At 59.1% G+C, this 24,375-nt stretch carries 20 protein-coding genes and 2 pseudogenes; 15 read left to right on the top strand and 7 right to left on the bottom strand.

The genetic code is table 11. From position 1 onward, the window contains the following. Positions 1-137: 137 nt before the first annotated feature. The 4 genes from xylA (at position 138) to M5C71_RS00095 (ending at position 5,323) form a co-directional block, all read left to right on the top strand. Positions 138-1,454 (top strand): xylose isomerase, encoded by a 1,317-nt coding sequence (xylA, locus tag M5C71_RS00110; RefSeq protein ID WP_248766947.1) that lies wholly within the window; start codon positions 138-140, stop codon positions 1,452-1,454. Between the two features lie 141 nt (positions 1,455-1,595). Then, positions 1,596-2,597 carry a D-xylose ABC transporter substrate-binding protein gene (xylF, locus tag M5C71_RS00105; protein WP_248745745.1) on the top strand — a complete coding sequence of 334 codons (1,002 nt, stop codon included), beginning with the start codon at positions 1,596-1,598 and terminating at the stop codon, positions 2,595-2,597. A gap of 32 nt (positions 2,598-2,629) precedes the next feature. Next, the gene (xylG, locus tag M5C71_RS00100; RefSeq protein ID WP_248766946.1) at positions 2,630-4,186 is read left to right on the top strand and encodes a D-xylose ABC transporter ATP-binding protein; all 1,557 of its coding nucleotides are present in this window, start codon (positions 2,630-2,632) and stop codon (positions 4,184-4,186) included. Then, positions 4,187-5,323, top strand: coding sequence for a sugar ABC transporter permease (locus M5C71_RS00095; RefSeq protein WP_248745744.1), 1,137 nt, complete (start codon positions 4,187-4,189; stop codon positions 5,321-5,323). 12 nt (positions 5,324-5,335) lie between these two features. On the opposite strand, the pseudogene M5C71_RS00090 reads toward M5C71_RS00095, so the two are convergent. The 3 genes and pseudogenes from M5C71_RS00090 to M5C71_RS00080 form a co-directional block, all read right to left on the bottom strand. Continuing rightward, positions 5,336-6,553 (bottom strand): annotated as a pseudogene (locus M5C71_RS00090) (cation:dicarboxylase symporter family transporter); the annotation flags it as partial. A gap of 91 nt (positions 6,554-6,644) precedes the next feature. After that, on the bottom strand, positions 6,645-7,853 hold the full coding sequence (locus tag M5C71_RS00085) for a pyridoxal phosphate-dependent aminotransferase (protein ID WP_103495588.1): 1,209 nt from the start codon (positions 7,851-7,853) through the stop codon (positions 6,645-6,647). Between the two features lie 7 nt (positions 7,854-7,860). Next, entirely contained in the window at positions 7,861-8,523 is a 663-nt protein-coding gene (locus M5C71_RS00080) for an RraA family protein (RefSeq protein WP_248766945.1), read from the bottom strand. Between the two features lie 153 nt (positions 8,524-8,676). Here M5C71_RS00080 and M5C71_RS00075 point away from each other — a divergent pair, with 153 nt between their 5' ends. Continuing rightward, positions 8,677-9,831, top strand: coding sequence for an alpha-hydroxy acid oxidase (locus M5C71_RS00075; RefSeq protein WP_248766944.1), 1,155 nt, complete (start codon positions 8,677-8,679; stop codon positions 9,829-9,831). Between the two features lie 197 nt (positions 9,832-10,028). Here the strand turns inward: M5C71_RS00075 and M5C71_RS00070 are convergent, their stop codons facing one another. Beyond that, positions 10,029-10,457, bottom strand: coding sequence for an ester cyclase (locus M5C71_RS00070; protein WP_177104752.1), 429 nt, complete (start codon positions 10,455-10,457; stop codon positions 10,029-10,031). 118 nt (positions 10,458-10,575) lie between these two features. On the opposite strand from M5C71_RS00070, the gene M5C71_RS00065 reads away from it, so the two are divergent. Then, complete coding sequence (locus M5C71_RS00065) at positions 10,576-11,457, top strand: LysR family transcriptional regulator (RefSeq protein ID WP_103495584.1); 882 nt, start codon at positions 10,576-10,578, stop codon at positions 11,455-11,457. Positions 11,458-11,487: 30 nt separating this feature from the next. Here the strand turns inward: M5C71_RS00065 and M5C71_RS00060 are convergent, their stop codons facing one another. Both M5C71_RS00060 and M5C71_RS00055 read right to left on the bottom strand, forming a co-directional pair. Beyond that, positions 11,488-12,189 (bottom strand): alpha/beta fold hydrolase, encoded by a 702-nt coding sequence (locus M5C71_RS00060; protein ID WP_248766943.1) that lies wholly within the window; start codon positions 12,187-12,189, stop codon positions 11,488-11,490. 86 nt (positions 12,190-12,275) lie between these two features. Then, the gene (locus M5C71_RS00055; protein ID WP_248766942.1) at positions 12,276-13,217 is read right to left on the bottom strand and encodes a LysR substrate-binding domain-containing protein; all 942 of its coding nucleotides are present in this window, start codon (positions 13,215-13,217) and stop codon (positions 12,276-12,278) included. Between the two features lie 498 nt (positions 13,218-13,715). On the opposite strand from M5C71_RS00055, the gene M5C71_RS00050 reads away from it, so the two are divergent. The 4 genes from M5C71_RS00050 to M5C71_RS00035 all read left to right on the top strand — a co-directional run bounded on the left by M5C71_RS00050 (position 13,716) and on the right by M5C71_RS00035 (position 18,474). Then, positions 13,716-15,092, top strand: coding sequence for an MFS family transporter (locus tag M5C71_RS00050; protein ID WP_248767469.1), 1,377 nt, complete (start codon positions 13,716-13,718; stop codon positions 15,090-15,092). A 152-nt stretch (positions 15,093-15,244) separates the two neighbouring features. Further along, a complete protein-coding gene (locus tag M5C71_RS00045) occupies positions 15,245-16,141 on the top strand; it encodes a LysR family transcriptional regulator (RefSeq protein ID WP_103495582.1) in 897 nt (298 codons plus the stop codon). A 243-nt stretch (positions 16,142-16,384) separates the two neighbouring features. Beyond that, positions 16,385-17,731: an MFS transporter gene (locus M5C71_RS00040; RefSeq protein ID WP_103495581.1), complete on the top strand. Its 1,347-nt coding sequence runs from the start codon at positions 16,385-16,387 to the stop codon at positions 17,729-17,731. Positions 17,732-17,811: 80 nt separating this feature from the next. Next, a complete protein-coding gene (locus M5C71_RS00035; RefSeq protein WP_103495580.1) occupies positions 17,812-18,474 on the top strand; it encodes an RraA family protein in 663 nt (220 codons plus the stop codon). Positions 18,475-18,686: 212 nt separating this feature from the next. Here the strand turns inward: M5C71_RS00035 and M5C71_RS00030 are convergent, their stop codons facing one another. After that, positions 18,687-19,991 carry a dicarboxylate/amino acid:cation symporter gene (locus M5C71_RS00030; protein WP_248766941.1) on the bottom strand — a complete coding sequence of 435 codons (1,305 nt, stop codon included), beginning with the start codon at positions 19,989-19,991 and terminating at the stop codon, positions 18,687-18,689. Positions 19,992-20,554: 563 nt separating this feature from the next. Between M5C71_RS00030 and M5C71_RS00025 the strand changes: the two genes are divergently transcribed. From M5C71_RS00025 to M5C71_RS00005, 5 genes and pseudogenes are all read left to right on the top strand, one after another. Next, positions 20,555-21,094 (top strand): thiamine pyrophosphate-binding protein, encoded by a 540-nt coding sequence (locus M5C71_RS00025; RefSeq protein WP_103495578.1) that lies wholly within the window; start codon positions 20,555-20,557, stop codon positions 21,092-21,094. Next, the gene (locus tag M5C71_RS00020; RefSeq protein ID WP_248766940.1) at positions 21,082-21,678 is read left to right on the top strand and encodes a thiamine pyrophosphate-dependent enzyme; all 597 of its coding nucleotides are present in this window, start codon (positions 21,082-21,084) and stop codon (positions 21,676-21,678) included. Before M5C71_RS00025 ends, M5C71_RS00020 begins: the two co-directional genes overlap by 13 nt. A 66-nt stretch (positions 21,679-21,744) precedes the next feature. Next, complete coding sequence (locus M5C71_RS00015; RefSeq protein WP_248766939.1) at positions 21,745-22,908, top strand: acyl-CoA dehydrogenase family protein; 1,164 nt, start codon at positions 21,745-21,747, stop codon at positions 22,906-22,908. A gap of 75 nt (positions 22,909-22,983) precedes the next feature. Beyond that, entirely contained in the window at positions 22,984-24,186 is a 1,203-nt protein-coding gene (locus M5C71_RS00010; protein ID WP_248766938.1) for a CaiB/BaiF CoA-transferase family protein, read from the top strand. Positions 24,187-24,249: 63 nt separating this feature from the next. Continuing rightward, a pseudogene (locus tag M5C71_RS00005) lies at positions 24,250-24,375 on the top strand (electron transfer flavoprotein subunit beta/FixA family protein); the annotation flags it as partial.

Raw genomic sequence — 24,375 nt, 5'->3', positions numbered from 1 at the left:
CGGTCAACACAGACTAGGCGCGCAAACGACGAATCTCAATACTCAAAATCGCACTGCGCCTTGGTGATTTTCATAATTTGCAGCCACCGGGCCGTTGCTAGTATCGGGGTACAGCCAAGAACAACAAGGACATTCCAATGCCGTTCTTCCCCGTTGTCGACAAGATTCGCTACGAAGGCCCCAGCAGCGACTCACCCTTAGCCTTCCGCCACTACGACGCCGACAAGCTGGTCCTCGGCAAACCCATGCGCGAGCACCTGCGCATGGCGGCCTGCTACTGGCACACCTTCGTCTGGCCAGGGGCGGACATGTTCGGTGCTGGCGCCTTCAAGCGCCCGTGGCAGCACGCAGGGGATCCGATGGAGCTGGCCATCGGCAAGGCCGAAGCGGCCTTCGAGTTCTTCTCCAAACTGGGCATCGACTACTACAGCTTCCACGACACCGATGTCGCCCCGGAAGGCCACTCGCTGAAGGAGTACCGCAATCACTTCGCGCAGATGATCGATCATCTGGAGCGACATCAGGAACAAACCGGGATCAAGCTGCTGTGGGGCACCGCCAACTGCTTCAGCAACCCGCGCTTTGCCGCGGGCGCGGCCAGCAACCCCGACCCGGAAGTGTTCGCCTGCGCCGCCGCCCAGGTCTTCAGCGCCATGAACGCCACCCAAAGGCTCAAAGGGGCCAACTACGTACTGTGGGGCGGTCGCGAGGGTTACGAAACCCTGCTCAATACCGACCTGAAACGCGAACGTGAACAATTGGGGCGCTTTATGCGCATGGTGGTCGAGCACAAGCACAAGATCGGCTTCAAAGGCGACCTGCTGATCGAACCCAAGCCCCAGGAGCCGACCAAGCACCAATACGATTACGACAGCGCCACGGTCTTCGGCTTCCTGCACCAGTACGGGCTGGAAAACGAGATCAAGGTCAATATCGAGGCCAACCACGCGACCCTGGCCGGGCACAGCTTCCATCACGAGATCGCCACGGCCGTCTCATTGGGGATCTTCGGCAGCATCGACGCCAACCGCGGCGATCCGCAGAACGGCTGGGACACCGACCAGTTCCCCAACAGCGTCGAGGAGATGACCCTGGCCACCTATGAAATCCTCAAGGCCGGCGGGTTCACTAATGGCGGGTTCAACTTCGACTCCAAGGTCCGTCGCCAGAGCGTGGACGAGGTCGATCTGTTCCACGGCCACGTCGCGGCAATGGACGTCCTCGCCCTGGCCCTGGAGCGCGCGGCGGCCATGGTGCAGAACGACCGACTCCAGCAATTCAAGGATCAACGCTACGCCGGCTGGCAGCAGCCACTCGGCCAGGCGGTGCTGGCGGGTGAGTTCAGCCTCGAATCACTGGCCGAACATGCCTTCAGCCACGGGTTGAATCCGCAGGCCGTCAGCGGTCGACAGGAGATGCTCGAAGGCGTGGTGAACCGTTTCATCTACCCCTGAGGACGGGCGAACCCCGGCGTCGCGGTGACATTCTCACGACAAATCCATGCTCGCGGCGCCCTGCGACGCTCTACAGTTCCACCGGCAGCTTATTCATCGCCAGGCAGTGTCTTTCCAACAACAATAAAAGGACGCACCATCATGAACGCACTAAAACGCACTCTGCTCGCCAGCGCTCTGGCCCTGCTCTCGCTACCGGTCATGGCCGATGCCGCCCACCCGAAGATCGGTTTCTCCATCGATGACCTGCGTCTGGAACGCTGGTCGCGAGACCGTGATTACTTCGTGGCGGCGGCGGAAAAAATGGACGCCAAGGTCTTCGTACAGTCGGCCGATGCCAACGAGCAGAAGCAGATTTCGCAGATTGAAAACCTCATTTCCCGTGGTGTCGATGTGATCGTCATCGTGCCGTTCAACGCCACCGTGCTGACCAATGCCGTCGCCGAAGCCAAGAAGGCCGGGATCAAGGTGGTGTCCTATGACCGACTGATCCTCAACGCCGATATAGACGCCTATATCTCCTTCGATAACGAAAAGGTCGGCGAGATGCAGGCCAGCGGCGTGCTGAAAGCGGCGCCCAAGGGCAACTACTTTCTGCTCGGTGGCGCGCCCACGGACAACAACGCCAAGGTCCTGCGCGAAGGCCAGATGAAAGTGCTGCAACCGGCCATCGACAAGGGAGATATCAAGATTGTCGGCCAACAGTGGGTGAAGGAATGGAACCCCACCGAAGCCCTGAGCATTGTTGAAAATGCCCTGACCCGGAACAACAACAAGATCGATGGCATCGTCGCCTCCAACGACGCCACCGCCGGGGGTGCCATCCAGGCACTGGCCGCGCAGCAGATGGCCGGGAAAGTGCCGATCTCGGGTCAGGACGCAGACCTGGCAGCGGTGAAACGGGTGATCGATGGCACCCAGACCATGACCGTCTACAAGCCGCTGAAACTGATCGCCTCGCAAGCAGCCAAGCTCTCGGTGCAACTGGCACGTAACGAGAAACCCAGCTACAGCTCGCAATCCGACAACGGCAGCAAGAAGGTCGACACCATCCTGCTCACTCCGATCCCCTTGACCAAAGACAATATCGACCTGCTGGAAAAAGACGGGTTTTATACCAAGGCGCAGATTGCCGGACAGTGACCCACCGAGCTGTACCCTGTGAGTACCTTGCTATGTCCGACTACCTGCTGCAAATGAATGGCATCGTCAAATCCTTTGGCGGTGTCAAAGCCCTGAATGGCATCGATCTCAAGGTCAAGCCGGGGGAATGCGTGGGTCTGTGCGGCGAGAACGGCGCCGGCAAATCCACGCTGATGAAAGTCCTGTCGGCGGTCTACCCCCATGGCACCTGGGAAGGCGAAATTCTCTGGGACGGGCAGCCGCTCAAGGCGCAGTCCATCAGCGACACCGAAGCCGCCGGAATCGTCATCATTCACCAGGAGCTGACCCTGGTCCCCGACCTGTCGGTGGCCGAAAACATCTTTATGGGGCACGAGCTGACGCTGCCCGGCGGGCGCATGAACTACCCGGCGATGATCCACCGTGCCGAAGCCCTGATGCGTGAGCTCAAGGTGCCGGACATGAACGTCTCGCTACCGGTTTCACAGTATGGCGGTGGCTACCAGCAACTGGTGGAAATCGCCAAGGCTCTGAACAAGCAGGCGCGCCTGCTGATCCTCGATGAGCCTTCATCGGCCCTGACCCGCTCGGAAATCGAGGTGCTGCTGGATATCATTCGCGACCTCAAGGCCAAGGGCGTTGCCTGCGTCTATATCTCCCACAAGCTGGATGAAGTGGCCGCCGTGTGCGACACCATTTCGGTAATTCGCGATGGCAAGCACATCGCCACGACCGCCATGGCGGACCTGGACATCCCGACGATCATCACCCAGATGGTCGGACGGGAAATGAGTACGCTCTACCCCACCGAACCCCATGCTATCGGCGAGGTGATTTTCGAGGCGCGCCACATCACCTGCTACGACGTCGACAACCCCAGGCGCAAACGGGTCGACGATATTTCGTTTGTCCTCAAACGCGGGGAAATCCTCGGCATCGCCGGGCTGGTCGGCGCCGGTCGCACGGAACTGGTGTCGGCGCTGTTCGGCGCCTACCCCGGCCGCCATGAAGGTGAAGTCTGGCTGGACGGCCGGCCGATCGACACCCGCACGCCGCTCAAATCCATCCGCGCCGGCCTGTGCATGGTCCCTGAAGACCGCAAGCGCCAGGGCATCATTCCGGACCTGGGGGTCGGCCAGAACATCACCCTGGCCGTGCTGGGCAACTACTCGAGAATGACCCGTATCGACGCCGAAGCCGAACTGGGCAGCATCAACAAGGAAATCTCACGCCTGCACCTCAAGACCGCGAGCCCGTTCCTGCCGATCACCAGCCTCTCCGGCGGCAATCAACAGAAAGCCGTGCTGGCGAAGATGCTCCTGACCAACCCCCGCGTGCTGATTCTCGATGAACCCACCCGCGGGGTGGATGTCGGCGCCAAGTATGAGATCTACAAGCTGATGGGGGCGCTGGCGGCCGAAGGCGTGTCGATCATCATGGTGTCCTCGGAGCTGGCCGAAGTGCTGGGCGTTTCCGATCGCGTCCTGGTGATCGGCGAAGGCCAGCTGCGCGGCGACTTCATCAACCACGAACTCACCCAGGAACAGTTGCTCACCGCCGCCCTCAGCTCTCCCGATGACCATAACAATAATGATCGGAAAACCGCGTAGATGAATCAGCTCAAACAACTCTTCACCCGCTACAAAATGCTCGCGCTGGTGATCGCCGTGGCGATTATCTGGCTATTTTTCAGTTGGCAGACCGACGGTGGGTTTCTGACCCCGCGCAACCTCTCCAACCTGCTGCGGCAGATGTCCATCACCGGGATTCTCGCCTGCGGCATGGTGCTGGTGATCATCAGCGGCGAGATCGACTTGTCGGTGGGCTCATTGCTTGGCCTGCTGGGTGGCCTGGCGGCGATTCTCGACGTGGTCTATCACGTACCGCTGTTGGCGAACCTGGGCATTGTCGCCCTGTGCGGATGGATGATTGGCCTGGCAAACGGCTTTATGACCGCCTACCTGCGCATCCCGTCATTCATTGTGGGCCTGGGCGGCATGCTGGCGTTTCGCGGCATTCTGCTGGGGATTACCGGCGGCACCACCATCGCCCCGGTATCACCGTCGCTGGTCTATGTCGGCCAGGGTTATTTGCCACACACGGTCGGGACAGGCCTGGGCATACTGCTGCTCGCCCTGACACTTTTCCTGACCTGGAAACAGCGCCGCAATCGGGCCCTCCATGGCCTGGCGGCACACTCACTGGTACGTGACGTCTTGCGCGTGGTGTTGATCGGCGCGGTGCTGGCGGGGTTCGTCCATACCCTGAACAGCTACGACGGGATCCCGGTGCCGGTGCTGCTTCTGCTGATGCTGCTGGGGGTGTTCAGCTACATCACCAGCCAGACCGTGTTCGGACGACGCATCTATTCGGTGGGCAGCAACATGGAAGCCACGCGCCTGTCCGGCATCAACGTGCAGGCCGTCAAGCTGTGGATCTTCGGCATCATGGGCCTGATGTGCGCCCTCGCCGGCGTGGTCAATACCGCGCGCCTGGCCGCGGGCTCACCCTCGGCCGGGACCATGGGCGAACTCGACGCCATTGCCGCCTGCTTCATCGGCGGCACCTCCATGCGCGGTGGCTCGGGCACCGTTTACGGCGCCCTCCTCGGCGCGCTGGTCATCACCAGCCTGGACAACGGCATGTCCATGCTCGATGTCGACAGCTACTGGCAGATGATTGTCAAAGGCAGCATCCTGGTGCTGGCCGTATGGGTGGATGTGAGCACCCGGAACGGGCGACGCTGAGTGCAGAGCCGACTCCCATCGCGCGATCACCATCGGGGCCAACGCGTTCCCCAGTACATTCAGGGCGGTAGTGCCCATGTCCATGATTCGGTAGACACCGGCGATAAATGCAATGCCCTCCAGCGGCAGCCCCGCACTGGCCAGGGTTGCGGAGAGAATCACGAACATGAATCCGGGCACTCCCGCCGCGCCTTTGGAGGTCAGGACCATGGTGACCACCAACACCGCTTGCTGTGACAGGCTCAGTTCTATCCCATAGAGCTGGGCAACAAACAGCGTCCCTATGCCGAGAAATAAAGACGCCCCATCGAGGTTGAACGAGTAGCCGACCGGGACGACAAAGGAAACCACCTCGCGTGGCACGCCAAACTTCTCCAGTTTGACCATGAGCTGTGGCATCACCGCCGCGGAGCTGGCACTGGAAAACGCCAGGACCAGTTCGTCCTTGATGTGCCGGATCAAGCCGAAAATCGAGATACCCGCCATCCGCGCAATACTGCCCAGCACCAGCACCGCAAACAGCACCAGGGCGATATAGGTGACCACTATCAGCTTCGCCAACGGCAGAAGGGAGGCGAAGCCGAAGTTGGCGACTGTGACCGCAATCATGCCGAATACCCCGATGGGGGAATAAGCCATCACCATCGACGTCACCCGGAACATGGCATCGCTCAGACCTTTGAAAATCGCCAGCACCGGCTCTTTACGCTCATCGGACAGGCCGGAAAGCCCCAGGCCGAACATGACCGCGAAGAACAGCACTGGCAGCAGGTTGCCCTTGGCCATCGCGTCCACGATGTTATCCGGGACAATGCCCAACAACAGGGCCACGGCGCCCTGATGTCCATTGCCGGCAGGCAGGGTGATGTTTGCCGCCTTGAGGCTGTGCAGATCCGTGCCCGCTCCCGGCTGCAGCAGATTGCCGATCACCAGCCCGACAATGATCGCGGTGGTGGTCACGGCAAAGAAGTAGAGGAGGGTTTTGCCCCCCATCCGGCCGAGCGCCTTGCGATCACCATGACCGGCGACGCCCACCACCATGCAACAGAACACAATCGGTATGACGATCATTTTCATCAGCTTGATGAACAGGTCTCCAGCGGGTTGCAGCAGGTTTTCCGTGAGCCAGGGGCGCGCTTCGGGTGCATGGTTGAGGACTACGCCGACCGCAATGCCGACGAGCAAGCCGATCAGGATCTGAACGACCAGAGGAATACGAGGTTTATGCATGTCCGTCTCACAGGTGATGTCAGTGGCAGGATCTTGTTTTCAAAGGGGAGGCAGCGCCCTCCCCCGACAGCTGTCGGCTCTAGTCGGCCGATCAGCGCAACGCTTCGCTGGCTTTCCTGATACGTGCGCAACCTTCCCGGATCAATGTCTCGCCGCTTGCGAAAGAGAGACGCACGTACGGGCTGAGGCCATATGCATCGCCGACCACCGTCGCAACACCGGCATCTTCAAGCCAGTAGCGAACCACGTCGGCATCCGTCTGCAGCACATAGCCCTGCGGGACTTGGCGACCAAGCAGCCCTTGCACATTGGCAAATACGTAGAACGCACCGTCCGGCGTCACGCACGTCAGGCCGGGGATACCGGACAACAAATCCAGCATCAGATCGCGGCGTTTGCGGTAGAGGCTTGCCATGGCGCGAACAGGCGCCTGGTCGCCGACAAAGGCCGCCACGGCAGCGGCCTGGCTGATCGAGCTGGGGCACGTGGTGGTTTGCGAGAGCAGCTTGCCGATGGCCGCGATCAGCCAGGCCGGGCCTGCGCCAAAGCCCAATCGCCAGCCGGTCATGGCATAGCCCTTCGAAGCCCCGTTCACAACCAGCGTCCGCTCCTTCAGATCGGGTGCTGCCTTGGGAAAGGAGACATGTCCGCCCTCGGTGTAGACGAAGTGTTCGTAGATCTCATCGGCCATGACCAGCACATGGGGATGACGGCGAAGCACTTGGGCGAGGGCTTGTAACTCTTCCAAGGTGTAGACGGCCCCACTCGGATTGTTCGGCGAGTTGAGGATCAGCCATTTCGTGCGTGGGGTAATGGCAGCGTCCAGCTGCGCCGCTGTCAGCTTGAACCCGTTGGTTTCATTGCCGACGATGACAACGGGAGTCCCGCCGTTCAGCTTGGCGATGTCCGGATACGACACCCAGTAAGGGGTATGAACAATCACTTCGTCTTCAGGGTCGAGGGTGGCCGCCAGCGCTTCGAAGATGATCTGTTTGCCACCGGCAGCCGCCACCACCTGATCGAGGGTGTATTCAAGGCCGTTGTCACGCTGCAGCTTGGTCACGATCGCCTTGCGTAGCGCTGGCGTGCCGAGTGTGTTGGTGTAGTGGGTTTCACCCGCCGATATCGCCGCTTTGGCAGCCTCCATGATATGCGCTGGCGTATCGAGGTCGGGCTCACCAACGGTGAAGTTCACGATGTCGCGACCTTGCGCCCGTAGCGTGGCGACCAAGGCATTGGCCGCTATGCTGGGCGAAGGGGCAATGCTCAAGACCCGCTGGGAAAGCAGTGCTGTGCTCATGGTTGCCTCACATCAGGCCGGCTTTGACGAGGGCATTGGTGATCCACGACTGTTCGATCGCTTGGGTCGCGATCTCTGCCTTCACCCGCTCTTCGTGTGCTTCGTGTTCACGGGCTTTCGCCAACACGCCCTCGGCGGCCTCTTGGGAGAACGCCACCAAGCCGTCTTCATCACCGACAACGATGTCCCCCGGGTTGATCACCATCCCGCCAATGGACACCGGCACATTGATCTCGCCCGGCCCCGTCTTGTAAGGGCCGCAGTGCACGACGGTCCTGGCGTAGCACGGGGTACTCTCAAAACACGCCACATCACGAATGGCGCCGTCGATGACAAAGCCGATGCAACCCCGTTGCAGGGCATACAACTTGATCAGCTCGCCGATCACGGCGTTGTTGGTATCGCCTTGCCCATCCACCACCAGCACGTGACCAGGCTTGAGCATCATCATCGCTTTGTAGATGTAGAGGTTGTCGCCTGGACGGGTCTTCACCGTCAGTGCAGTACCGACAAGCTTGCCTGTGCGGTTGTAGCGCGTCAGGCCACGGGCACCGATATGGCGCCCCATGTTGTCGCTGATATGAGGTGTCACGACAGAGGCAAATGCTTTGATCAAGGCATCAGAAGCAAGCACAGGCGATGGTTCGATACGGGTGCCTGGAAGTAACATGATATCTCCCGGTGTTATTAGGTGTGCTTTCACGAAGACTTGATCTTAGGGAGAATCAAAAAATACTTTTAGCGATATTTATCTATGTTTTAGCATCTCTTTTAGTAATCATATTTGCACCGCACCGCAGCCCACGCCTCCAGGATGAGCCCTATGCCCTCCCCCTTGCACCGCTGTCTTTCACTCCAGGATTTCGAGCCCCTGGCGCGACGCCTGTTGCCCGCTCCCCTCTTCGCCTATGTATCAGGCGCTGTTGAAGACGAACTCTCGGCCATCGCAAACCGGGCATCATTCCTGGACTACAGCTTCCTGACAAACGTGCTGGTGGACGTGGCGCACGTCGATACGTCGGTGAGGTTGCTTGGCGAAACCTATTCATCTCCGATCGGCATTGCGCCCATGGGTATCTCCGCGCTGACCAGCTACCGCGGCGATATCGTGCTGGCCCGCGCGGCGGCCCAGGCGAAGGTACCGTGCATCATGAGTGGCTCTTCATTGATCCGCCTGGAAGAGGTGATGGAGCAAGCGCCGGGTACCTGGTTCCAGGCCTATCTCCCGGGAGAGGGGAAACAGATCAATGCCCTGATTGATCGCGTTGCCGCAGCCCCTGTTGAAACCCTGGTGCTGACGGTCGATACGCCGGTAGCCGCCAACCGGGAAAACAACATCAGAGCGGGCTTTTCGACACCACTGCGTCCGAGCCTGGGATTGGCCGTCCAAGGGCTTCTGCATCCCCGGTGGTTGCTCGGAACATTTTTGCGGACCTTGATCGTTCACGGGATGCCGCACTTCGAGAACAATTACGCGACTCGCGGCGCACCTATCCTCTCAAGAAATGTACTGCGGGACTTTTCGGACCGAGGCCATCTCACCTGGGAGCATGTCATCGACATTCGTCGCCGCTGGAAGGGCAAGTTGATCATCAAGGGCATCCTGAACCCACGGGATGCGGTGAGGGCCCAACACATCGGTGCCGATGCGGTGATTGTGTCGAATCACGGCGGGCGGCAACTGGATGGGAGCGTCGCCCCCCTGAAAATCCTGCCGCGTATCGTCGAGGCGGTACCGGATATGACGGTGATGCTCGACAGCGGCGTGCGCCGGGGCACCGATGCCATGAAAGCCATGGCGCTGGGGGCCAAGGCGGTCTTTATCGGGCGGCCGTTCAACTACGCCGCGACCGTGGCCGGCGAAGCAGGCGTGCGGCATGCACTCAAACTCATCGGCGCTGAACTCAAGCGCGATCTGGGTCTGCTCGGTGTCGCCAGGCCCGAGGATCTGGGTGTCGAGAACCTGCTAGCACATTGAGTATTGTGGTTTGAGCGCTGTGATTTCTCCACGCTATCGATTGTTCGGCAATCATGCGGAGCACAGCGCTTTCCAGCTCGATTTCTGGAAAAAAAGTGATGTTATCCGAGTCTTAAGCAACCGAGGTCAGTTGTAGCCGCAGGCCAGAGGAACTCCCGGTGCCGGGGGATTGGCCTTGACCATGGAGCTTCCAGGCTTCAGTTAGATGCTTGGCCCGGGACGGCACCAATTTGTTGCAACAGGCCAAGGAGGTCGGGCTGTCCGCGCTCCTCGATGACCTTGCCATCCAGGAACCGATAGAAATTCATGGCCTGCACCTCAATTTTCCTACCGGTGGGCGCTACGCCGAAAAAGTGACCGAGGTGAGTCCCCCGCATGATAAAGCGTGCGGCGACCTTGTCATCCTCCGCAATAAGCTCCTCAAGCGTCCATTGGATGTCTGGGAAACCGGCGCGCATCATGGCAAGGATATCCAGATACCCTGCGGGCCCCTTGAGCGCTTCTGCTCGCCCCGGCACGTGGAAAATGGCGTCTGGAGAGACGATTTCGCGCGCGAGAGATTCGCCACCGTTATTGATAAACCCCAGGAATCGCGACATCGCGTCCTTGTTTTGATTGATGCTCATTTAAAAACCTCTTGGGAAAGACTGTTGACAGATGCGAAACGAGAAAAGGCATCCTGAACCTGTGCCTGCCTGCGATAAATACCTAGAATGAATCATCATTTGAAACGCAGGGTTTGTAATGGATCGACTCACAAGCTTGTCAGTCTTTGTGAAGTCTGTGGACTTGGGCTCGTTCAGTGCGGCAGGCGAGGCGTTACAGATGTCCTCTCAACGGGTTGGCAAGCATGTGCAAGCATTGGAAGCCCGCCTGGGGGTCCGCCTGCTCACACGTACGACCCGCCGACAGAGCCTGACCGACTTCGGTCGAGCGTTCTACGAACGGGCGCGAATCATTCTGGCTGAAGTGGATGCGGCCGAAAACCTGGCCGCCGAGACCCGCGCACTGCCGACGGGCAAGCTGCGCGTCAATGCGCCGGTCAGCTTCGGCATGCACACGTTGGCACCGCGACTGCCGGAGTTCATGAAGAAGCACCCCAAGGTCGACGTTGAGCTCACGCTGAGCAATCGCGCGGTTGATCTGGTGGACGAGGGGTATGACGTTGTGTTTCGCATCGGCACGCTTTCCGATAGCGGATTGATCGCTCGCCCTCTGGCGCCATACCGCCTGACGCTATGTGCTGCTCCGTCCTATCTTGCCGAGCATCCACCACTGAACAGCCCTCGGGACCTGCAAGTCCATGCTTGCCTGGGATTTACCCATACCGAGTTGCGCACACACTGGACCTTCGATGGGCCGGAAGGACGCGTTGTGGTCCCCGTGTCAAGCCGACTCATGGTGGACCACGGCGAGCCATTGCTCTGCGCGGCACTGGCAGGCCTGGGTATCCTGCTGCAGCCCGTGGAGTTGGTACGCGAAGCCTTGATCGAAGGTACGCTGATCGAACTGCTGCCGGAGTACAAAGTGCCGACGCGTCCGATGCACCTGCTATATGCCCCCGACCGTCGTGTCACCCCGAAGCTGCGCAGCTTTATCGAGTTTTCCCTGGACGCCTTCAGTTGATCGGACCGACCATGACGTCCATCAGGACAACTACACATCAAGCCATCGACTCAGCAGTTGCGTCGTCAACTGCGGATACTCGAGCGGTGGCAGATGTCCACATTCAGCCAGCACAACCAGACGTGAATGCGGTATGCCCCGATGGATTTCTTCTGACTCCACCGGCGGCGTGATCTCGTCGTTTTCACCCACCACGATCAAGGTAGGTACTGCAATCGTTTCCAGTACGGGTCGGTAGTCCGCGCGGTCGATAATTGCCTGTTGCTGCCGAACGAAACCGTCCTTGCCTATCGCGTGCGCCATTGCCTGGACGGTGTCCGCAACAGCGGTACCGATGCAACGGGGATGCATGAGCTTGGGCAAAAGTTGTGGCGTCACCCCCTTGAACCGGCCAAGTTCGGCAAGACTCAGCAGGCCGCGTCGCGCTTTGGCTCGGGCCTCATCATCCGGTCGCACCATGGTATCTATCAGGGCCAGTTTCATCACCCGCCCAGGCGCCCGGCGCATGATTTCCATGGCCACATAACCGCCCATGGACAAGGCCGCCAGTGCAAAACACGCAGGGGCCTCATCCAGTACTCGCTCCGCCATCTGCGCAATGCTGGCGTCGAGTGAGACATTGGGAATGCAGATGGGCCTGATGTGTTCCAGTGCAGCCTTTTGATGCGCCCATAGGCGCTCATCGCATAGCAATCCGGGGATGAGTACGAGTGGCGTATTGTTGAAGGCCAACGGGGGGCTCCCTCAAAAGGTGTTGGTCAAAGATGGTCAGTCATTGCAGGGGGCCGACGCACAGGGCAGACACATCAGCCAATGACTCAAAGCATGTATCCCGCCCAAATTTTTCGATCGACCAGATCAGCGGCAATTTTGATAAAGGCATCGCCAACAAATTTAGCTGCGGGACTGACGCGTCTGTCCGCCGGAAAAACCTGAACCAGTTTGCGCATGGGCACGGGATCCACCAGCGGCGCCGCGCACAGCTCGCCAGCTTCGACCTGCGAATAGATAGACGCCAGTGGCAAGGCCGTCAAACCGAAGCCATGGCGAACAAGATCGATCATCGCGCCGAACGAGTCAGCCTCAACACTGGTCTTGAGCTTGATCCCGACTTCCCGCGCACAGTTGTCCATGATCACGCGAAGGCCATGTCGAGCACTGGGCAATATCAACTGCTGCTCGGCCAAAGACTCGAAGGACACCGGCGTATCGATGCGCAAGTTGGCACTGGTGGGGCCAACCAGCAGCAGGTTCTCCATCATCACCGGCACGATTCGAAGCGTATGCAGCGGTTGAGGGTCGTAGGAAATGGCCAGCTCCAACTCACCGCGCTGAACCCAATCGAGCAAGTAACCGCTGAAGGCCGAAGAAAACCTGACGGCAAGATTGGGATGCGCCTCACGGATCTTGCGCACCAGCGGTACAGTGACAATCTGGGCAACTGTCGGCGTTGTACCGATGACAACCGTTCCGCGGAAAGACGACCTGCCACCGACGACCGAACTCCGAATCGACTCCATTTCCTCCATGATACGAGTCGCGTGAGCCAGCACTTCGCGGCCGACATCGGTAATTTCCATCCCGCGTCCGTGTCGTTCGAACAGGTAGGCGCCGAGCTCTTTCTCCAACATTCTGATTTGCCGGCTGAGTGCCGGTTGCGCGATATGAAGACGGTCCGAGGCTTTGCTGAGACTGCCCAGCTCGGCCACATGAATCAAGGTTTTGAGTTGAACAACATCCATTACCGGGCCAGTCAGCATCGAGTTCGGCGCGATATGCGCCGAAAGTGTTAATCAGTGTATCCGTATTTACAAGCCTTGGAGTGCCCTGCACACCACGCGCTGCGGGGCTTGGCGGCCTTCGAGCGGGCTGTATCCCCCTACCTGCCAGGGCTGCACGCCCAGCTATAGAATTTGGGTATATCAGTTAGGCCTGCTTGACGGCTTATTGCCCTTCTCACTCTGCGGTAGCGTGCAATCAACGTCAGCGCCGAAGAGCGCTCGACTCACTACAAGAATAAGATTCGAGGGCTCGCGCCATGATTTCCACCGTTTGTTCTGACCTGGCTTATTCGAGTTTTCTGGGCCACGGGCCGTTTGCCTCCCTCGTGCATCCTCCCTCCCCCTTCTCTTCAGAAAACCGGACAGAGAGCGGACTCACGCCTCTTCGTTAAGCCGATCAATCCATCGAGTCAGTCACGTCGGACACGCATTAGCGTGCGCCTCGTATCGCCTCGCCTTGAAGAAAGGGTGAACATCATGTCGACATCTATCACAGGCTCGAAAAACCACGTGGCCCAGACCGGCCCCGTGGATACCCCAAGCCGCATAAAGGCAATCATCGGTGCCTGCTCAGGCAACCTGGTGGAGTGGTACGACTTTTTCATTTACGCCTATACCGCCATCTACTTCGCCGCTTCGTTTTTCCCCAAAGGGGACACCACCAGCCAACTACTGGCAACCGCCGGTGTTTTTGCTGTTGGTTTTTTTATGCGCCCACTCGGCGGCTGGATTTTCGGCTGGCTCGCCGACACTCGCGGCCGCAAGGCCTCGATGATCATCTCGGTGTTCATGATGTGCGCCGGTTCGCTGTTGATTGCCATCATGCCAACCTACGACACCCTAGGGGTTGCAGCACCGATTCTGCTCGTGGCCGCCAGGTTGATCCAGGGGTTGTCGGTCGGCGCGGAGTACGGCACCGGCGCCACCTACATCAGCGAAATCGCGACACCCGGCCGGCGCTGCTTCTATGGCTCCTTCCAGTACCTCACCATCATCGCAGGTCAACTGTTGGCCTTGATGACCGTGGTCATTCTCCAGCAGACCCTCAGTGCCGAGCAATTGCACACATGGGGCTGGCGGATTCCGTTCTTCATCGGTGCCCTGAGTTCAATCGTCGTGGTGTATCTGCGGCGCTCGATGCATGAAACCGCCAGCAAAAAAGACATGGCCCGCAAAGATGCCGGTTCCTTGCGCGGCATGTTCAAACACAAACGGGCCGTCGCGCTGGTGGTGGCATTCACCATCGGCGGCTCGCTGTACTTCTACACCTTCACCACCTACATGCAGAAGTTCCTGGTGATCTCCGCAGGCTTCAGCCCGGAAACAGTCAGCTTCATCATGACAGCAGCCCTGGTCGGTTTCATGTTCTGCCAGCCACTGTTTGGCTTGCTCGCAGACCGTATTGGGATCAAGGCGCACATGCTGATGTTTTCAGGATTGGCCATGCTGCTGGTGGTTCCCCTGCTCTATTCCCTGCAGTCGGTCAAAAGCCCGTTTACGGCGTTCCTGCTGGTATTTGGAGGCCTGGCCATTGCGTCGCTCTACACCCCGATTGCCGGGATCGTCAAAGCCGAGCTCTTCCCCCCGGCGGTACGTGCATTGGGTGTGGGCTTTCCCTATGCCGTCGGCAATGCAGTGTTCGGTGGCACCGCCGAATACGTCGCCTTGTCGCTTCGATCACAGGGGATAGAGGAGTATTTCTTCTTCTACGTCGCGGCGATCGTAACCATTACGTTCATCGCCTCGATGTTGATGCCGAATCTGTCACGCTATGGGTATATCAGCGGCAGCGGTGAGATTGAACAACGTACCGGACTGCAAGGGCACACAAAACCGCATGTTGCCCGGGTTTGACGCCCTGCCCCTTACAAAGGGTTTTTGAAGGGGCCGAGACGATCCAAATGGATGTGAACGAACCCGGTCATCGCCGGGTTTCGCTTTATGGTTCGGCAGACTCGATGTATTTCATTAATAATGGATCACTTTTTCTCAATCGAGCCTGAGCAATGATCACGTTCAAGCAACTGGAAGCCATCTACTGGATTGTGGAACTGGGTAGCTTTGAATCCGCCGCCATGAAACTGAACATGTCCCAGTCAGCCGTCTCCAAGCGTATCCAGGAACTGGAAGACGCCTTTGACATGCCCATTTTCGATCGATCCAAACGCAGTGCGCGCCTGACGGAAAAAGGCACGGAGCTGTTCGAGCAGGCTTCGGAGATTCTGCGCCAACGCGATTACCTGCTTGAGCGCATCAGTTCCAAGGAGGTGCTGGTCCGGCGCTTTCGTATCGGCGTCACCGAACTGACCGCGATGACTTGGCTACCGGTGCTGATCGAGGGCATCCGCAGCGCTTATCCCAAAGTGGTACTGGAACCTTCGATCGAACTCAGCACCGAGTTGGTGGCGAAATTGGAGAACGATCAGCTCGACCTGATCATCGTGCCCGACATTTTTGCCGACGCCCGTTTCGTCAGCACCCCGCTGAGTTCGGTGGAGAACGCCTGGATGTGTGCGCCTTCACTGCATCAGGGCAACGGAGTAATGAATATGCAGGCCATCTCCTCGTACACCGTACTGACCCAGGGCGGTGGCTCCGGCACCGGGTTGATCTATGAGCGCTGGCTCGCCCAAAACGATGTCCGGGTCAACCGCACGATCAAAAGCAACTACCTGATCGCCCAACTGGGGCTGACGCTCTCCGGTATCGGCATCAGCTACCTACCTCGCCAGTGCCTCTCACCGCTGGTGGAACAGGGCCGGTTGCAGATCATCGAAACCGAGCCCCCATTGCCTCCCATCCACTACATCGCCGCACACCGTGCCGATCGCCTTCAGGGCCTGAGCGTCGAAGTGGCGCGTCTGGCGGCACAGTGCTGTGACTTCAGCCACATGGTGTTGTAGCCCAGCGCAAGGAGCGATGCTTTTGCGCAAGCGGAGCCCGCTACAGGATGGTCTTCCCCACGTCATGCAACCGGGCCTTCAGCCCGGTTTTTTTATGCCTGCGCACGCTATAAAGCATGCCTTCCACAGTGCACTCCCATCAATAAAAGCGATTTGTTGGCAGGAGTATTTGTCGCTTTTTTTGCAGAGTCACAATCACTACTTTGGCTGGACAACACCGATAGAAAAATAAGGTCCACCATCATGTCCCTGCCTGAAGTCATGAAACCTGCTGTGCGTAGCCATTACCGCTGGGTGGTTGCGGCCCTGATCTTCCTGATTTACACCATCGCTGCCGCCGACAGGGCCAACCTCGGTGTCGCCCTGCCATTTATTCGTAAAGAGTTCGATATGAGCAATGCTGAGGCCGGTGGCTTGGTTAGCATGTTTCTATTGGCTTATGCCTTGGCACAGATCCCTTCTGGCTTTGCCTTCGGCCGTTTCGGGGTCAGCAGGATCCTGCCAGGCGCCATGGTACTGACCTCATTGCTGACCGGCCTGGTGGGTACGGCCAGCTCGCTGTTTGCCCTTAAACTGTATCGCCTGGGCCTTGGCGTCGCTGAAGGTCCGCTGCCGATCAGCATGACCACGACTATCAACAATTGGTTTCCCCCGCGAGAAAAAGGTACGGCTTCGGGGATATTCCTGTCCGCCGTCAAGTTCGGTCCCGTGATCGTACCGCCACTCTGTGCCGTGATTATTTCGGTCTGGGGCTGGCGAGAAATCTTCTACTTTTTCGCCGTACCCGGCATCGTCCTCGCGGTGGTCTGGTATTTCATGGTCACCAATCACCCTTCCCGCAGCCGGTTCGTCAACGAAGCCGAGCTCAACTACATTACCGAAGAAACCGACAGTACCCAGACGGCCCAGCAAACCAGCCCCCAGAAGACCCCGGCATGGTTGGATAGACTGGATCGTCTCATACGGGCTCGTCATGAAGCCCCCCTGGAAACCAACAAGCAGGTGTTCGCCTCCTGGAACATCTGGGGCTGCGCCACCAGCTACTGCTTTCAACTGGGCGTCTCCAGTGTATTGCTGGCCTGGATTCCAACTTACCTGATGACCGTCAAACAATTCTCGATCATGAACATGGGGTTGGTATCGGCGGCGCCATGGGTGGGTGCGGTACTCGGGAACCTGATCGGCGGCTTCTGCTCGGATCGGCTGCTCGGTGGGCGGCGAAAACCCGGCATGTTGTTGTCGGCACTGGGTACATCGCTGATGATGTACCTGCTGATCAACTCACCCGCCGAACCTTTGCCCTACGGGTTATTGTTGATGCTGACCGGTGTCGTCCTCAGCCTGGGCTTCTCTTCCTACATGGTCTACCCGATGGGACTGACCACCAAAAAAACGTTCCCCATCTCCAACGCCATCGTGAACATGATCGGTCAATTGGGCGCCGCGGCCACGCCCTTCATTACCGGACTGCTGCTGGACAACTATGGCTGGAACTATGTCTTTGCCTGGCTGGCGATCGGATCATTTATCAGTTTCGTCCTCTTGCTGACCATTTCCGAGCCACGGGCGAGATCAAGTTCCCCTGGCTGAAGCCCCCTTGAATAAAACCGAGCCGCTCGTTTGAGCGGCTTGTTCATGAACGATGCTGTCATCACTGCGAGGAGTTACACATGTCCCCCCAAGACAGAGAATTGGTTGCACTGTTTGAAGGTCTGGATACGCCTGGAGTGTCCGATGCCCTGGACAAACTGGGTCTGCCTGGCCAGTGCCTGGGCGTGATGCCCCTGGATAACTACCGCCAAGTGGTCGTTGGCCCGGCTTTCACCGTGCGCTACGTCACCGCCAGCTGCCCACCCGGCACGGTCGGCGACTTCATCGACGACGTGGCGGAAGGCGATGTGGTGGTCATCGACAACGACGGACGCACCGACTGCACCGTCTGGGGTGACATCATGACCCAATATGCCGGGAGTAAACGGATTGCCGCGACCGTGATCGATGGTGTCTGCCGGGATGTCAGCAAGGCTCTGGGTGATGGCTACCCGTTGTTCAGCAAAGGCCGGTTCATGCGCACCGGCAAGGATCGGGTCGAAGTCGAGTCGGTCAATCAGCCGGTTTCCATCGGCCAAGCCCGCGTCTGCGCCAGGGACATCGTGGTCGCGGATGCCAACGGCGTGGTCATCGTGCCCCGGGATCGCGCCCGTGAAGTGGCTGCGTCTGCCCGCGCGATCGAAGCCGTGGAAGCCAACATCCGGGCCTTGCTCACTGAAGGAAAATCCCTCAGGGAAGCCAGATCGGCACTGGGCTACCACACCCTGCAACGCAAGTCCTGAGCGTCACCTGCACCGCGTTCCCTTTTGCCCTCACTGTGCCTGCCCACGACAGCGCAATGTGAGGGTTTTTTTATATCTGCAGGTGCATCTCCTGCGTCTTTACCAATAACCCGCTGGCGTGGTCACCTACCTTCCCTCGGATAAACGAAAAGGGTGAGCCACCACGTTTGTGAATGCTCACCCTCTTATCCTGCACCCGTGCCCCGAACGGATCAGACCGTCAGCGGTTTCTCCCCGACCCGATCCGACGCCCCCAGCACAGCACCGGCGCGTTCGGCCTCATCCTCGCTCACCAACTGCCCTTCCCACTTGGCCACTACCGCCGTTGCAATGGAGTTGCCCACGGCATTGGTCGCCGACCGGCCCATATCGAGGAAGGTGTCGACCCCCAGAATCAGTAGCAGACCCGCTTCGGGAATATCGAACTGGGTCAGGGTAGCGGCGATAACCACCAGCGAAGCACGCGGCACGCCAGCCATGCCTTTGGAGGTGAGCATCAGCGTCAACAGCATGCTGATCTGGGTACCGATGGACATCTCGATGCCATACGCCTGGGCGATGAACAATACCGCGAATGTGCAGTACATCATCGAGCCATCCAAGTTGAAGGAATAGCCCATGGGCATGACGAAACTCGAGATCCTGCGTTTGACCCCAAAACGATCCAGCGCGTGGAGAAGCTTCGGGTAAGCCGACTCGGAACTGGCCGTGGCGAAAGACAGAAGGAAAGCCTCTCTGATCAGCACCACCAATTTGAATACACGCCGCCCCAGAAACATCCAGCCAGCAAACACCAGCATCGCCCAGAGCACGATCAGCCCGAAATAGAAGTCGCGCATGAAGACCGCGAACTTGACCAGGATGTAGAGCCCGTTGACCGCAACGGTCGCGGCCATGGCCGCCATCACCGCCAGCGGTGCAAGCTTCATCACATAACCAGTGACCTTCAACATCGCATGGGACAGATCCTCAATGACATTCACCAGTCGCTCGGCCTTTTTTCCCAGGGAGGCCAAGGCGACACCAAAAAAAATCGAGAACACCACGATCTGCAGAATTTCGTTGGTGGCCATAGCCTCCGCGAAAGATCTGGGCACCAGGTGCGTGGCGAAATCCTTGAGGGTGAACACCGAGGTTTGCAGGTTGGTCACGCTGCTCACATCTGGCAACGGCAACCCCAGGTTGTGGCCGGGCTGCAGCAGGTTGGCCATGACCAGCCCCACCGACAATGAAAGCAATGAAGCCGTGACGAACCAGCCCAGCGCTTTGCCGAATACCCGGCCGACAGCACTGGCATCGCCCATATGCGCGATGCCCACCACCAGAGTCGAGAAGACCAGCGGGCCGATGAGCATTTTGATAAGACGCAGGAAGATATCCGAGACGATCGAGATGTAACCGGCCACCTTGGTGGCCATCGCCTTGTCCGGGAAGTTGAGGAAAATCATATAGCCGATAAAGATCCCCAGCAGCATGGCGATCAAAATGCCTGCCGCAGCCGGTAGCCTGTTTTTCATAGAGCACCTGTTGTTGTATTTCTGGAAATAGCCGGGAACAACATCCCTTGATCAGGCAACAGCCATCAAAGGACGGTGTGCAACCGACGAACTAAGGAATGAACAAGGCAAGTGCGAAATGCCGGTACCGGCAGACCGAGGGTGGATGCGGGTGAAACAGATCATGGACAGAGGACAGGACGGGGCAAGCCAACTGCAAGAGGCTGTTATACATAGGTGTAACCCTCGGATCTTATTGTTGTAGTGGCGTCGGCCAAGTGCTGTTACGACGTAGCCGAAAACTACCCTAGTCCTGCCTTCCTAATAAGAGCGGATCACGCTCTAGCTGATATGCCTAAATTGTATCGCCGTACACTAAAGCCTTGAACCTGGTCCTCACCACGGCAATCAGGTTTTATCCTTCCAATAACGCATGGCTATCGCAATTTCCCAATACCCAGCGACTCCACAGCCGAGCTATAGAAAATGGGCATATCTCAAAGACAAAAACGGTAGTCGTCGCTGCCTTCCATCCCTCCCAGAATGTGTGAAAACACAAAAGCAGCACCGCTTGGGAGACTGGCATGTCAACAGAAGCTGAACAAACCGTAGGGCCGGATTGGCAGGAGGACGTATTCCGCGTACTCAAGGCCCACGACGTCAAACATGTGGTCTTCGTACCGGATGCCGGTCACTCGGCCGCTATCCGTATGTCGTATGCCGACCCGGACATCAAAGCCGTGGTCCTGACCACCGAAGAAGAAGGGATCGGCTACCTCGCCGGTGCCTGGCTCGGCGGCGAACGGGGTGCGCTGCTGATGCAATCCAGCGGTGTCGGCAACTGTATCAACACCCTGGCGCTTCAGGTCTGCGCCGGCTTCCCGCTGCTGATGGTGGTCACCATGCGCGGCGACTGGGCCGAATTCAACGCTTGGCAAAACCCCATGGGTCAGGCCACCGAGGCCTCCCTGAACCTGATGAAGGTCATGACCTGGCGTGCCGATGATCCGAAAGACGTCGCCCCGCTGCTGCACGGCGCGGCGACCATGGCATTCAACGGTGATTCTTCCTGTGCCCTGCTGCTCGGTCAGCGTCTGATTGGAGAAAAGAAATGGGTCAAGTAAGCGCAAACCACACCCTGTGCCGTCGCGAAGTGGTCAAGGCTCTGCTGGCCGACCGCAAAGACGTGCTGGTCGTGACCGGCCTGGGGTCGGCGTCCTACGACGTCATGGCGGCCGGTGACCATGACCTGAATTACTACCTCTGGGCCGCCATGGGCAGCGCAATCACCGTCGGCCTGGGCTTGGCCAACGCCCAGCCGGACAAGTCGGTGATCGTGGTCACCGGTGATGGTGAACTGCTGATGGGCTTTGGCGCCCTGGCCACCGTTGCGCTGCAAAAGCCCGCCAACCTGACCATCGCCGTGCTCGACAACGGCCATTTCGGTGAAACCGGCATGCAGGTCAGCCATGCCGGCTTCGGTATCAAGATCGATCAAGTCGCAAAGACCTGCGGCTTCAGTTGGACCGATGAAATCCACGATATGGAGGGCGTACACAACCTGCGTGAGCGCTTCGCAACGCGTGATGGCGTCAAGCTCGCGACGATCAAGATCAAGGCGGAAAACCCGCCACGGGTGCTGCCGCCGCGTGATGGTCACTACGTCAAGAATCGTTTTCGCGCTGCACTGGGTTTCAACCCGATCTGATTGCTCTATGCCCGAACCCGCTCACGCAGGGCCAATGCCGTGCGTGACGCGTTGAGGAGAATAATAATGACTGACCGCAACTCTGAAGAACTCAATGCCATTCGCGAGGGTGTTCGTGCCCTGTGCGCTGAATTCGATGCCGCCTACTGGCGCAAGATCGATGAAGAGAAGGGTTTCCCCGAAGCTTTCGTCAAAGCCCTGACCGACGCCGGCTGGCTGTCGGCAATGATTCCCGAAGAGTACGGCGGCTCCGGCCTGGGCTTGGCCGAAGCCTCGGTGATCCTTGAAGAAGTGAACCGCTGCGGCGGCAACTCCGGCACGGTGCACGGCCAGATGTACAACATGTTCACCTTGTTGCGCCACGGCAGCGAGGCGCAGAAAAGCTTCTACCTGCCCAAGCTGGCCAGTGGCGAGTTGCGCCTGCAATCGATGGGCGTCACCGAGCCCACCACCGGCACCGACACCACCAAGATCAAGACCACCGCGGTCAAGCGCGGCGACAAGTACGTGATCAATGGGCAGAAGGTCTGGATCTCGCGGGTCCAGCATTCCGATTTGATGATCCTGCTGGCCCGGACCACGCCCCTGGCCGAGGTGCAGAAGAAATCCGAAGGCATGTCGATTTTCCTGGTCGACCTGCGCGAGGCCATCGGCAACGGCCTGACGGTGCAGCCCATCGCCAATATGGTCAACCACGAGACCAACGAGCTGTTCTTCGACAACTTGGAAATCCCCGCCGACAGCCTGATCGGCGAAGAGGGCAAGGGCTTTCGCTACATCCTCGACGGCCTGAATGCCGAACGCACGCTGATCGCCGCCGAGTGCATCGGCGACGGTCGCTGGTTTATCGAAAAAGCCAGCGCCTATGCCCGCGACCGGGTGGTGTTCGGCCGGCCCATCGGGCAGAACCAGGGCGTGCAGTTCCCGATTGCCGAAGCCCATATCGAGATCGAGGCCGCCGACCTGATGCGCTGGCGCGCCTGCGAGGAATACGACAGCGGCCAGAACGCCGGGGCCAGCGCCAACATGGCCAAGTACCTGGCGGCCAAGGCGTCCTGGGAGGCGGCCAATGCCTGCCTGCAGACCCACGGCGGTTTTGGTTTCGCCTGCGAATACGACGTCGAGCGCAAGTTCCGCGAGACTCGCCTGTACCAGGTGGCGCCGATCTCCACCAACCTGATCCTGTCCTACGTGGCCGAGCACCTGCTCGAACTGCCGCGCTCCTTCTAAGTGATCGGCGCAACAACCCGGCGCGTCAGCCCAGGCAGGCGCCGCTGGGGAGCCATGACCAGAGAGATAACACTCATGAGCCAACCCAAAGGTCCGCGTCCGCTCGATGGCATCACCGTCGTCAGCCTTGAGCATGCTATTGCCGCCCCCTTCTGCACCCGACAACTGGCCGATCTCGGCGCGCGCGTGATCAAGGTCGAACGTCCAGGCAGCGGCGATTTCGCCAGAGGCTACGACCAACGCGTCAACGGCCTGGCCTCGCACTTCGTCTGGACCAATCGCTCGAAAGAGAGCCTGACCCTGGACCTGAAGCAGGATTCCGCCAGCGAAGTGTTGGACCGCTTACTGGTCGGCGCCGACGTCCTGGTGCAAAACCTGGCACCCGGTGCGGCTGCAAGAATGGGGTTGTCCTTTGAGGCCTTGCATCAGCGTTTTCCACGTCTGATTGTGTGTGATATTTCAGGCTATGGCGTCGGTGGTCCCTATGAAAAGAAAAAAGCCTATGACCTGTTGATCCAGAGCGAAGGTGGATTTCTTTCGGTCACCGGTGGCCCAGGCGATGAAGCAATGGCCAAGGCCGGATGCTCGATCGCCGACATCGCGGCCGGCATGTACGCCTACACCGGCATCCTGTCCGCGCTGCTGTTGCGTGAACGCACCGGCGAAGGCAGCCACCTCGACGTGTCCATGCTGGAAAGCCTGGTCGAGTGGATGAACTACCCGATGTACTACGCCTACAACGGCGCACCGCCACCACCGCGCGCTGGTGCTGCGCACGCCACCATCTACCCCTATGGCCCCTTCCCAGTCGGTGACGGCACCACCGTGATGCTGGGGCTGCAAAACGAGCGTGAATGGCAGCTGTTTTGCGAGAAGGTATTACTTCAACCCGAACTGGCCAAAGACGAGCGCTTCTCTGCCAACTTCAAGCGTGTCGAAAACCGTAACGCACTACGGGAACTGATCATTGAGTCGTTCTCCACGCTCAACTTCGACGCCGTGATCGATCGCCTGGACCGCGCTCAAATCGCCAATGCACGAGTGAACAACATGCAAGGTGTCTGGAGCCATCCACAACTTGAGGCCCGAGGACGCTGGCGAACGGTTGAAACCTCTGCGGGCCCCATTCCAAGTCTGATCCCGCCCGGCAGCAACAGCGCGTTCGAATCCCGCATGGACGCCGTACCGGGCCTGGGCCAACACACCGAACAGGTGCTCAGGGAACTGGGGCTGGGAACGGAGCACATTGAACAAATGCGCGCCGCCGGGGCGATTTAGTCGCGACCTGATCATCCGCAGCCCGACTGAAACCATCAAAGATTTTCGAGAGAACACTGACCAATGAAGATCCTGGTAGCCGTGAAACGCGTGGTCGATTACAACGTCAAGGTCCGCGTCAAGGCGGACAATTCCGGCGTCGACCTCGCCAACGTCAAGATGTCGATGAACCCGTTCTGCGAAATAGCG

The sequence above is a fragment of the Pseudomonas sp. MWU12-2345 genome (assembly GCF_023242385.1).
Classification (GTDB): domain Bacteria; phylum Pseudomonadota; class Gammaproteobacteria; order Pseudomonadales; family Pseudomonadaceae; genus Aquipseudomonas; species Aquipseudomonas gingeri_D.
The sequence above is the reverse complement of the archived record's forward strand: the minus strand, read 5'-3'. Positions and strand labels throughout refer to the sequence as shown.

Coding starts and splice junctions, on each gene's coding strand:
- M5C71_RS00085 (WP_103495588.1), bottom strand. CDS start 7,853: ATGAGCACAGCACTGCTTTCCCAGCGGGTCTTGAGCATTGCCCCTTCG.
- M5C71_RS00030 (WP_248766941.1), bottom strand. CDS start 19,991: ATGAAAAACAGGCTACCGGCTGCGGCAGGCATTTTGATCGCCATGCTG.
- M5C71_RS00055 (WP_248766942.1), bottom strand. CDS start 13,217: ATGCTGACTGGCCCGGTAATGGATGTTGTTCAACTCAAAACCTTGATT.
- M5C71_RS00015 (WP_248766939.1), top strand. CDS start 21,745: ATGACTGACCGCAACTCTGAAGAACTCAATGCCATTCGCGAGGGTGTT.
- M5C71_RS00025 (WP_103495578.1), top strand. CDS start 20,555: ATGTCAACAGAAGCTGAACAAACCGTAGGGCCGGATTGGCAGGAGGAC.
- M5C71_RS00020 (WP_248766940.1), top strand. CDS start 21,082: ATGGGTCAAGTAAGCGCAAACCACACCCTGTGCCGTCGCGAAGTGGTC.
- M5C71_RS00080 (WP_248766945.1), bottom strand. CDS start 8,523: ATGTTACTTCCAGGCACCCGTATCGAACCATCGCCTGTGCTTGCTTCT.
- M5C71_RS00065 (WP_103495584.1), top strand. CDS start 10,576: ATGGATCGACTCACAAGCTTGTCAGTCTTTGTGAAGTCTGTGGACTTG.
- xylF (WP_248745745.1), top strand. CDS start 1,596: ATGAACGCACTAAAACGCACTCTGCTCGCCAGCGCTCTGGCCCTGCTC.
- M5C71_RS00045 (WP_103495582.1), top strand. CDS start 15,245: ATGATCACGTTCAAGCAACTGGAAGCCATCTACTGGATTGTGGAACTG.
- M5C71_RS00070 (WP_177104752.1), bottom strand. CDS start 10,457: ATGAGCATCAATCAAAACAAGGACGCGATGTCGCGATTCCTGGGGTTT.
- xylA (WP_248766947.1), top strand. CDS start 138: ATGCCGTTCTTCCCCGTTGTCGACAAGATTCGCTACGAAGGCCCCAGC.
- M5C71_RS00035 (WP_103495580.1), top strand. CDS start 17,812: ATGTCCCCCCAAGACAGAGAATTGGTTGCACTGTTTGAAGGTCTGGAT.
- M5C71_RS00040 (WP_103495581.1), top strand. CDS start 16,385: ATGTCCCTGCCTGAAGTCATGAAACCTGCTGTGCGTAGCCATTACCGC.
- xylG (WP_248766946.1), top strand. CDS start 2,630: ATGTCCGACTACCTGCTGCAAATGAATGGCATCGTCAAATCCTTTGGC.
- M5C71_RS00095 (WP_248745744.1), top strand. CDS start 4,187: ATGAATCAGCTCAAACAACTCTTCACCCGCTACAAAATGCTCGCGCTG.
- M5C71_RS00075 (WP_248766944.1), top strand. CDS start 8,677: ATGCCCTCCCCCTTGCACCGCTGTCTTTCACTCCAGGATTTCGAGCCC.
- M5C71_RS00050 (WP_248767469.1), top strand. CDS start 13,716: ATGTCGACATCTATCACAGGCTCGAAAAACCACGTGGCCCAGACCGGC.
- M5C71_RS00010 (WP_248766938.1), top strand. CDS start 22,984: ATGAGCCAACCCAAAGGTCCGCGTCCGCTCGATGGCATCACCGTCGTC.